The organism is Serratia sp. ASV30 (genome assembly GCF_016428815.1).
In the GTDB taxonomy this organism is placed as follows: domain Bacteria; phylum Pseudomonadota; class Gammaproteobacteria; order Enterobacterales; family Enterobacteriaceae; genus Chania; species Chania fonticola_C.
The window spans coordinates 12,615-22,878 of the sequence record NZ_JAELTL010000022.1 but is presented as its reverse complement, the minus strand read 5'-3'; the positions used below and the strand labels follow the sequence as shown (position 1 = coordinate 22,878).

Below are 10,264 nucleotides of genomic sequence, written 5' to 3'. Positions count from 1 at the left end.
GCTCGCACCACGCCGCGAGCCAGTGACATGGGAATGACAGAGCCAAGGCCAATGCAGTGCGGCGGTACCGTTCGGGAGACGGGCCGCCGAAATTAACGATCGTCACAATAACAAAGCCGAAACGGCACAACGTGCGGTTATCGGCCCAGACGTGGTAGCGATAATGAAAAAACACCCTTATGACACGGATGGATATCGGCTCACGCTTCGGCGTGCGGCCACAATCGGACTGTTTTTGGGCGGATTAGGCGGGCTGACAGGTCAGACTCTCGCCGCACCGCAGGTCGAATTTAACTGGCAAGCTGCACCGACTGAACGTTCGGTGATGACGCTCACTTTACAGGAGGCGATCCTGCGAGCCTTTGCGCGTAACCCGCAAATCGCTCAGGCTTCGGCACAGATTAACGTGGGTAAAGCCGATCTGGCGCTGGCACAAAGCGCCTGGTTTCCACAAATTGCCCTCAACAGCAATTTTGGCAAATCCAGCCAGACCGACTCCTCCGGCACCTTGAACAACACCGCCTCAGCGGGCGTGACCCTGAACCAGTTGCTGTATGACTTCGGCAAAACCAGCGGCAGCATCGAGGAGCAACATAACCTCTCCGATGCCTATCGCTACACGCTGTACCAAACCATGACCGACGTCGGCCAGCAAACGCTGCAGGCCTACTTGCAGGTCAAGCGCTATCAGGACTTGTGCGCCTCGGCGGAACACAACCTGGTGTCACTCAACCGGGTCAAGGACATCGCCGAGCTGCGGGCCAATGCTGGCCTAAGCTCGCAATCCGACGTGTTACAGGCACAAACCCGCATCGCCGGGATGAACGCCACGCTGGAGCAGTACCGCGCACAACAGCGCTCGGCCCTGGCGCAACTCACCGTACTGACCGGCGTCGTGCCGGATAAACTGCCGGACCTGCCGCAGCAACTGCTACAACAGAAAATCACCCTCAAGTCGCTGCCCTATCAAAAAAGCAATGCGGTACTCAGCGCCCAGGCCAAGCAGGAGGCCGCTACCCAGCGCATTCGCCAGGCCGAGGCCCAGCACTGGCCTACCATCTCGGTCCAGGCTGGCCGCACCCGCTATGAGAGCGATGGCAACGATGCCCAATCCTACTGGAACGATCAGTTGCAACTCGTGGTGCAGGCGCCGATCTACCAAGGCGGTGCGGTCAACGCCAAGGTCGATGCCGCCGAGGGTGATCGCCAGGCAGCACAAGCTCAGGTCGAAGCGGCCAAGCTGGATATGAATCAGAAGGCCTCCACCGCCTATGCGGATCTGATTGGTGCGCAACAACGAGAGCTGGCCGGAGCGCAGCAGCTCAGCAGCGCGGACTACACCCGCAGCGTCTACCAGGACGAATACAAGCTCAGCAAACGCAGCCTTAACGATCTGCTCAGCGTCGAGCAGGACGTTCTGCAGGCGGAAACCTCACGCGTCACCGCGCTGTACGACGGCTGGGACGCGGCGGTGCGCTACGCCTCTGCGGTCGACAATTTATTGGATATGTTGGGTATCGAGCGCCAACGAGCCATCGGCGACAACCTGCCGTCGCTGTAGTCTGAATTATTTTGCCAGGAGCGCTTATGTCACAACCTGCATCACTCGAAACCTGGATCGCAGCCATGGCCCGGGCGGCCAACGGCTACGGCCTGGCTGTCGATACCAAGTCCGTCCGCCAGCAGATGCGCTGGTATGAACAACTGCCTGCACCGCGTCGCCTGGAGCGCCTGGGCCACCTGATGGGGCTTAGCGTCAGCTTGCAGCCACGGGAGAAAGTTCGCTGGCGTAACGAGATCCTGCCCGCGCTGATCGAAATCGACGACGGCGGGCTGATGGTGATCGAATCCCTCGACAACGAGGGCAAGGCGCTGTATTGGCTCAACGACAGCGGTGACGTGCAGCGAGAGGCCGAGCTGGTGGAGCTGCTACTGAAAGGGCAAGGCACCATTGTGCTGCTGGGGGCGGCGGAGCGTGGGCAAGATTCGCGTATCGACGACTTCGTGCAGCCCTACCGCAAACACTGGTTCTGGCAACATTTTCGCGGGGCCAAACGGCAAATCGGCGAGATCTCGCTGGCGTCGATCATCAGCAACGTGCTGGCCCTCGCCGGTATTCTGTTTTCGATGCAGGTTTATGATCGAGTCATTCCAGCCCAGTCTTACTCCACCCTGTGGGTGCTGTTCTTCGGGGTGCTGATCGCGGCGGCGCTGGAGTATGCCATCCGCCTGTCGCGCACCGTGATCTCCGATCTGATGGGCAAGAAGATCGACCTGAAGATCTCCGGCATGCTGTTTGCCCGCGCCCTGGCGATCAAAAACGAAGCACGGCCAAAATCGACCGGCTCGTTTATCTCGCAGTTGCGGGAGATCGATCAGGTGCGGGAACTGCTGACCTCCACTACCGTGGGCGCGGCGGCAGATATGCCGTTCGTGCTGCTGTTCCTCGTCATTATGGCGCTGGTTGGCGGCCCGCTGGTGTTTATCCCGATGCTGGCGATCCCGCTGATCGTCATTCCTGGCATCTTGCTGCAATGGCCGATGGCCAAGCTGGCGAAGGAAGGCATGCGGGAAAGCGCCCTGCGCAACGCGGTGCTGGTTGAGTCGATCGAAGGGGTTGAGGATATCAAGGCACTGCAAGCCGAGCCCTACTTCCAGCGCCAGTGGGAACAGACCCACGCGGTCAGCGCCAACATTGGTATGCAGCAACGGCTGTGGGGTGCGCGGCTCAGCGGCTGGGCCTCAACGGTACAGCAACTGACCTATGCCGGGATGCTGGTGTTTGGCAGCTATCTGGTGCTCGCCGGCGATATCACTACCGGTACCATGGTGGCCTGTAGCCTGCTTTCCTCACGCACCATCGCCCCGCTGATGCAGTTGACCATGGTGTTCTCACGCTGGCAGCACGCTAAAACCGCCATGACCGGCCTGGACGATCTGTTGAAGAAACCGCTCGATAAGCCGGAAGAGGGCAAGATGGCTCATTGCCCGGTGCTCAGCGGCCATTTCCAACTGCGCAATCTGCAATACAGCTACGACGTGGAGAAAGGGGAAAACTCGATCACCGTCAATAATCTGGAGATCAAACCCGGCGAACGAGTAGCGATCCTCGGTAAGGTTGGCGCGGGGAAATCGACGCTGCTGAAGCTGCTTTCCGGCCAGGCCAGCGCCACTCGGGGCAAGGTGATCATCGACGGCGTCGATATCAGCCATATCGATCCCAGCGATGTACGCCGCCAACTGGGCTTTCTCTCGCAGGAGTCGCGGCTGTTTTTCGGCAGCCTGCGCCAGAACCTGATGCTTGGCCACCCTCATGCTACCGAATCGGAAATGCTCCAGGCGCTGCGTATTTCCGGGGCACTGAGTCTGGCACAACAGGACGCCGCCAGCCTGGATCGCATTATTCATGAAGGTGGCCGCGGCCTGTCAGGCGGCCAGCGCCAAATGGTATTGCTAAGCCGTATGATCCTGCGTAACCCGCAAATCGTGCTGCTGGATGAACCCACCGCCTCCATGGATGAACAGTTGGAAGAGTACGTGATCCGCCAGATGCACGGCTGGCTCAGCGGCCGCACGCTGGTACTGGTCACCCATAGGCCAGCGCTGCTGAAGCTGGTGGATCGCATTGTGGTGCTGGATAACGGCCGCGTGGTGGCCGACGGGCCACGAGATCAGATCCTGCAGGCGGCCAATAAGCCGATCAATAAAGAACAGGGCGTAGCATGAGGAGCAAGCAATGAGCAATATCACCATGCAAGACGATCTGGCACGCCAAGGGCGGCGGCATTCCTCGGTACTTTGGTTGACGCTGCTGGGGATGATCCTGTTTGTGGTCTGGGCCTATTTTGCCATACTCGATGAGGTCACCGTCGGCACCGGCAAGGTCACGCCCTTAAGCCGGGCGCAGCTGATTGAGAGCCTGGACGGTGGGATTATCGATCACCTGTATGTGCACGAAGGGGACATCGTCGACAAGGGCCAGAAACTGGCGCAGCTGGATGTGAAACGCTTCCAGTCCAACTATGGCGAAGCCTTTTCCCGCGTGCGCACCCTGCGCGCCTCCGCCGAACGCCTGCGTTCCGAGCTGACTGGCGAGCCACTGCAGTTCAGCGCCGATACCCTGAAGGAGCCAAGTCTGGTGGCCCGTGAACGCCAGCTGTATGAGTCCCGCAAGCGCAACCGCGATGAGACCGTCAGCAATCTGCAACAGTCGATGCAGTTGGTCCAGCAGGAATTACGCATGACCGAACCGCTAGTCGCCAAAGGGGCAGCTGGCCAGGTTGAAGTAATCCGCCTACGGCGGCAGGTTAGTGAGCTGAGAGGCAAGATTGACGAAGCAATTAACCAATATGCCGTGCGTGCGCGTGAGGAGCAGGTAAAAAACAACGCCGATCTCGACGCCCAGTTAGAACTGGTGAACGGTAAGGAAGATCAGTTGGATCGTGCCACCATGGTTTCGCCAGTGCGTGGGATCGTGAAGGATATTCAGGTAACTACCGTGGGCGGCGTGTTGCAGCCGGGTGGCAAACTGATGGAGATCGTGCCGTTGGAAGATCAGTTGCTTATCGAAACCCGCATCAACCCACGAGATATCGCCTATATCCGCCCTGGCCTGCCCGCTACCGTCAAGGTGACCGCCTATGACTCTTCAATCTACGGCAACCTGAATGGCGAGGTGGAGAACGTTTCCCCGGATACCATTCAGGACGAGGTCAAACGTGACCAGTATTACTACCGGGTTTACGTGCGCACCAAGCAGGCAGAACTGATGAATAAGGCGGGCAAGAAGTTCCCGATTGTGCCGGGGATGGTGGCCAGCGTGGAGATCAAGACCGGGCAGAAAAGCGTGCTGGATTACCTGATCAAGCCGCTGAACAAGGTGAAAGAGTCACTGCGGGAACGGTAATTATTAAAGGCCAGAGAGTGGTTAGCCTCCCTGGCCTTATTTACGTTTCTACCTTCATCAGTTGATGAATCTGCGGATCAGTTCCAACAGCGCAACCAGCGCTTTCAGAACGATGAGAACTTTATCAATGAAAGTTTTCATCCGTTACTCCTTAAAAAGGAGTGAGAGCACTACCGCTTACCCTTCCATTGCCTGTCGCGGCAGGTATCTCATTGTTAGATGATGATGTTCTCATCCTGGCCAGAGACACCAACTCAGGCCGGAAAGTAAAAAAACCCGATTCACCATCGGGTTTTTTTACGCCTGAAACTCGCTCAAAAATCAGAAAAACTCACTGCCCGCGCCGAGCCCTGCCCACCGCTTCACCCAACTGCCACACCGCCATCGAATAATGCACGCTGTGGTTATAGCGGGTGATAGCATAGAAGTTCGGCAAGCCGTACCAGTATTGGTAACGGTTGCCCATATCCAGTCGCAGCAGGCTGACCTGCTGATTACCTTCCAACGAACCTTGCGGCGTCAAGCCCGCCGCGGCCAGCGTAGCGACCGAATAGTTGGTTTTAAAACCAGTCTCTAAACCAGGAGCCTGGCCATTAGCCGGCACCGCCACCGTTGCCCCACGCGTCCAGCCATGAGCTTTGAAGTAGTTGGCCACGCTGCCGATGGCATCCACCGGATCCCACAGGTTGATATGGCCGTCACCGTTAAAGTCAACCGCATAGCTCTTGAACGACGAAGGCATAAACTGGCCGTAGCCCATCGCACCGGCGTAGGAGCCGCGCAGGGAAAGCGGATCGTCACCTTCGGCACGCGCCATCAGCAAGAAGGTGGCCAATTCACCGCTAAAGTAGTCAGCACGGCGTGGGTAGTTAAACGACAGCGTCGCCAACGCATCGATAATGCGCGTTTTGCCCATCACCCGGCCCCAGCGAGTTTCTACCCCGATGATGCCCACGATAATTTCTGGCGGTACACCGTAAACCTGATAGGCGCGCTGGAGATCCGCCTCATATTTATTCCAGAATACCACCCCGTTCTGCACGTTGTCCGGCGTCAGGAACTTGTTGCGATAGCGGATCCAAGCGCCGTTTGGCGTGGTCGATGGCTTACCTGCCGGTGCCTGCTTATCCATCAGAGCCACCACCCAGTCCAGTTGCTTGGCCTGGGCTAGCACGTCATGCAACTGCTGGCGCTCAAAGCCGTGCTCCTGCACCATCTTGTCGATAAAGCGCGCCGTCGCCGGATTATCGGCAAAGTCGCCGCCCAGCGGATGAATGGCATGCTCCGGTTCAAGCACAAAGCCACTCTGCACCAGGCTATCTGGGGGGGCCAGTTGCTCGGAAGGTTTAGGCTCACTGCTACAGGCAGCCAGCAAAGGGATCAGGGGTAAAAGCGTAACCAGATGACGCATCGGATATCCATATAGGCCAGGCAAAAAAAGTTGTCGCTATGTTAAGCCATTGTCTGGCGCGAACAAACAGGAATCTGGTCCCCGGCGGCCTCATTTTGTTCACAAAATACCCAGCTAAAAAGCAAGGTCACATATACACTTAGTAGTGCTTACCTTTATCAAGGCGATACCCGTTCAACGCCACTACGCCAGGTTGTTTCATTGCCCCTGGGAACTGGCGCAATCAATGTGTTTTCTCTCCAACTCAGCACACGAGGAATAACGTATATGAGTAAGCTCCCCGATCAAGAACCGCCACGCCGTGCCCTGCTAAAACGTACCGCAGCCCTTTCAGTATTAGCCATGACCGGCATTGCCGGTTTCACTGCGCCGTCAGTGGCCTTTGCCGCCGCGATGACCAAAGAACAGCGCGATAAAATGACGCCGGACGACATCATCGCCAGCTTTAAACAAGGCAATATGCGCTTTCGTGAAGGCAAAATGCAGCAGCATGACTATGTCGCCCAGAAGCAGGCCAGCGCTCAGGGGCAGTTCCCGGCGGCGGTCATTTTAAGCTGCATTGACTCACGCGCCCCGGCGGAACTCCTGTTTGACGTCGGCATTGGTGAAACCTTTAACGCACGCGTTGCCGGTAATATCCAGAATGACGACATTCTGGGCAGCATGGAGTTTGCCTGTGCCGCTGCCGGAGCCAAAGTGGTGCTGGTGATGGGACACACCGCCTGCGGGGCGGTAAAAGGGGCCATCGAAAACGTCGAACTGGGTAACCTGACCGGGCTGCTCAACAAGATCAAGCCGGCCATCGACAAGACCGAATTTAAAGGCGAACGTAGCGGTAGCAACTATGAATTTGTCGATGCCGTGGCCAAAACCAACGTCGAGATGACCATTGCCGATATCCGCAAAAACAGCCCGGTGCTGAAAAAGCTGGAAGAGGAAGGAAAAATCAAGATTGTGGGCAGCATGTACCATCTTGACGGCGGCAAGGTCGAGTTTCTTGCTTAACGCCTAGATACCCTATCACCCTAGCGGCGACATTGGCTCGCCGCTGCTTATAACTCTTCTTGAGTATCAATGCATTACATCACACCCTGTTTCAATAATTATTCTGCGAATCATTAAAAATCCCTCTTTTGATCAAACACCCCCCCAGTAATCAACATAGAATTCACAAAAAATTAAACTCACCAAGGATAGGGTTTTACATGGAAATTAAGGTTAATGGCCGTTTGGTCGCACTGAGCAATATCCCACCAGAGACTCCCCTGCTGTATGTCCTACGCAACGATTTACAACTCAACGGCCCCAAATATGGCTGTGGCCTGGGTGAATGCGGTGCCTGTACCGTACTGATCGACGGCGTTGCGGCCCGCTCTTGTTCTACCCCGCTGTCTGCTGCCCAAGGGAAAACGATCACCACGCTGGAAGGGCTAAGCCAGGAAGGCCATTTACACCCGGTGCAACAGGGCTTTATCGATGAACAGGCCGCACAGTGTGGCTACTGCACCAACGGCATGATTATGACGCTAGTGGCGCTATTTGAACGCGATCCGCAAGCCAGCGAGCAACAGATCAAAAACGAATTAGCCTTCAACCTGTGCCGCTGCGGTACCCATCTGGAAATTCTGGCTGCGGCGCAACAGGCCAAGCGGCTACTGGCCGAGCGCGGTGCCCAATGATGGAGATGCAGATAACCCGTCGCCGCCTGCTGCAGGCGGGTGGCGTAGTGATGGTCAGCAGCCTGTTACCCTTCAACGCGTTGGCGGATAGCCCTGCCGCCGCAGGCAAAGCGATCCCCCTGGACCGTATCAGCAGCTTTATTGCCCTCAGTGCCGACGGCAAAGTGACCGCGTTTAACGGCCACGTCGATCTCGGCACCGGCATACGCACCTCACTGGCGCAGATTGTCGCCGATGAACTGGACGTGGCTTTCGACGATGTCACGCTGATCCTGGGCGATACCAATCGCACGCCCGATCAAGGCCCAACCATCGCCAGCGCCACCATTCAGGTAACCTCGGTTCCCTTGCGTCAGGCGGCAGCGCAGGTACGGCAATTGCTGGTGCAACTCGCAGCTCTTGCCTTCAAGCGCCCAGCCTCACAGCTGACAACCGCCAATGGCTTCGTCTTTGCCCCAGATGCACCCTCAGCCCGCCTGAGCTACGCCGAACTGGCGCGTGGGCAGGATCTGCATCTGCCGTTGGACAGCAATGTGGTGCTGAAAAGTCCGCAAAGCGGCCAGTATGTAGGCAAACCGGTGGCGCGCGTCGATATTCCGGCCAAGGTTCGCGGCCAACTGACCTATGTGCATGATATGCGCCTACCTGGCATGTTACATGGCCGGGTCGTACGCCCGCCTTATGCCGGAGCAGACAGCAGCGCGCCGTTGGGAAAAGCGATGATTTCCGTCGATCGGGGATCCATCGCCCACCTGCCCGGCATTGTCAAACTGGTGGTCATCAATGACTTTATCGGCATCGTAGCCGAGCGTGAGGAGCAGGCGATCGCAGCCATGCGCCAACTAAAGGTGCAATGGCAGCCCTGGGCCGGGTTACCCGATCTGTCTTTGGACAAGCTGCACGCTACGTTGGAAGCCATGCCGAAAGCCGAGCGAATTTTGCGCGACGATCCGGGCACCACCGACGCCCTTGCCGCAGTCACAACGCAGGTCAATGTCGACTACGTTTGGCCTTATCATTTACATGCCTCCATCGGCCCTTCCTGTGCCGTGGCCGAGGTAAACGCGCATCAGGTGGAAATCTGGTCTGGTACGCAAAATCCCCACGACCTGCGCAAAGACATTGCCAAATTGCTTGGCCGGGAGCTGGAACAGGTGCACATCAACCGCATGGAAGCTTCCGGCTGTTATGGCCGTAACTGTGCCGATGACGTTTCGGCAGATGCGGCCTTACTGTCGCATGCCACTGGCAAGCCGGTGAGGGTGCAGTTGATGCGCGAGCAGGAAGCGGGTTGGGAGCCAAAAGGTACCGGGCAATTGATCCGCGTACGTGGCGGGCTGGATGCCAATCATCAGGTCGCCGCCTATGAGCTGAGAACCAGCTATCCCTCCAACAACGCCGTTACCCTGCCGCTGGTATTAACCGGCAAGGTCGCCAATCGGGCAGATGTGCAGCAAATGGGTGATCGTACCGCCGTGCCTCAGTATGAATATCCGCATATGCGGGTAATTGCGGAAGATGCGGCCCCCATCGTGCGGGCTTCCTGGATGCGTGGCGTGTCGGCGCTGCCGAACGTGTTTGCCCATGAAAGCTGGATCGACGAATTGGCCTACCTCGCCAAACAGGACCCGATCGCCTACCGGCTGCAATATTTAACCGATCCGCGCGCCATTACGTTGATCCACGCGCTGAAAAAACAGGCCAACTGGCAGGATGGCCCCGCCCATCGTAATCCAGTGGCCGAGGATCAAGAAGTGGTCAATGGCCGAGGTTTCGCCTATGCCCGTTACTTCCACAGCAAATTCCCCGGTTTTGGTGCCGCCTGGGCGGCCTGGGTCTGCGATCTCAGCGTTAATCGCCGCAACGGGCAGATCAAACTGAACAAGATCTACGTTGCCCACGACTGCGGGCAAATCGTTAATCCGGCCGGGGTCCGCCATCAGGTGCATGGCAACATCATCCAGTCTGCCAGCCGGGTCCTGAAAGAGTTTGTCACCTTTGACGGCAGCGGAGTGACCTCACTGGATTGGGGCGGTTACCCTCTGCTGCGGTTTGACGAACTACCAGAGGTGGATATCCAACTGCTGGATAACCCACATGAGCCGCCGATGGGGGCCGGTGAATCCGCCTCCGTACCTAGCGCTGCCGCCATCGCCAATGCGTTATTTGATGCGCTGGGCGTCAGACTGCGTGAAGTTCCCTTCACCCCGGAACGGATCCTGAAGGCTTTAGCTACTGCCACCTCTTCCAGCCATGCAAACAGGTAAC

At 57.6% G+C, this 10,264-nt stretch carries 8 protein-coding genes; 6 read left to right on the top strand and 2 right to left on the bottom strand.

Annotated elements, in window-relative coordinates:
• The first annotated feature begins 163 nt into the window (after positions 1-163).
• The 3 genes from JHD74_RS12050 to JHD74_RS12040 are packed head-to-tail and all read left to right on the top strand — an operon-like array spanning position 164 to position 4,906.
• The gene (locus tag JHD74_RS12050) at positions 164-1,561 is read left to right on the top strand and encodes a TolC family outer membrane protein (protein WP_081375857.1); all 1,398 of its coding nucleotides are present in this window, start codon (positions 164-166) and stop codon (positions 1,559-1,561) included.
• Between the two features lie 26 nt (positions 1,562-1,587).
• Positions 1,588-3,726: a type I secretion system permease/ATPase gene (locus tag JHD74_RS12045; protein ID WP_199062783.1), complete on the top strand. Its 2,139-nt coding sequence runs from the start codon at positions 1,588-1,590 to the stop codon at positions 3,724-3,726.
• Between the two features lie 10 nt (positions 3,727-3,736).
• Positions 3,737-4,906, top strand: coding sequence for an HlyD family type I secretion periplasmic adaptor subunit (locus JHD74_RS12040; RefSeq protein ID WP_024530722.1), 1,170 nt, complete (start codon positions 3,737-3,739; stop codon positions 4,904-4,906).
• Positions 4,907-4,963: 57 nt separating this feature from the next.
• On the opposite strand, the gene dinQ is transcribed toward JHD74_RS12040, so the two are convergent.
• Together dinQ and mltB are read right to left on the bottom strand one after the other, a co-directional pair.
• Positions 4,964-5,047, bottom strand: a complete 84-nt coding sequence (gene dinQ, locus JHD74_RS27050; protein WP_370505612.1) for a damage-inducible type I toxin DinQ — start codon at positions 5,045-5,047, stop codon at positions 4,964-4,966.
• A 190-nt stretch (positions 5,048-5,237) separates the two neighbouring features.
• On the bottom strand, positions 5,238-6,317 hold the full coding sequence (mltB, locus tag JHD74_RS12035) for a lytic murein transglycosylase B (RefSeq protein WP_024530721.1): 1,080 nt from the start codon (positions 6,315-6,317) through the stop codon (positions 5,238-5,240).
• Positions 6,318-6,584: 267 nt separating this feature from the next.
• On the opposite strand from mltB, the gene JHD74_RS12030 reads away from it, so the two are divergent.
• From JHD74_RS12030 to JHD74_RS12020, 3 genes are all read left to right on the top strand, one after another.
• Complete coding sequence (locus JHD74_RS12030) at positions 6,585-7,322, top strand: carbonic anhydrase (RefSeq protein WP_065686958.1); 738 nt, start codon at positions 6,585-6,587, stop codon at positions 7,320-7,322.
• 200 nt (positions 7,323-7,522) lie between these two features.
• The gene (locus JHD74_RS12025) at positions 7,523-7,996 is read left to right on the top strand and encodes a (2Fe-2S)-binding protein (protein ID WP_074031689.1); all 474 of its coding nucleotides are present in this window, start codon (positions 7,523-7,525) and stop codon (positions 7,994-7,996) included.
• On the top strand, positions 7,993-10,263 hold the full coding sequence (locus JHD74_RS12020) for a molybdopterin cofactor-binding domain-containing protein (RefSeq protein WP_199062782.1): 2,271 nt from the start codon (positions 7,993-7,995) through the stop codon (positions 10,261-10,263). Before JHD74_RS12025 ends, JHD74_RS12020 begins: the two co-directional genes overlap by 4 nt.
• Position 10,264 lies beyond the last annotated feature (1 nt).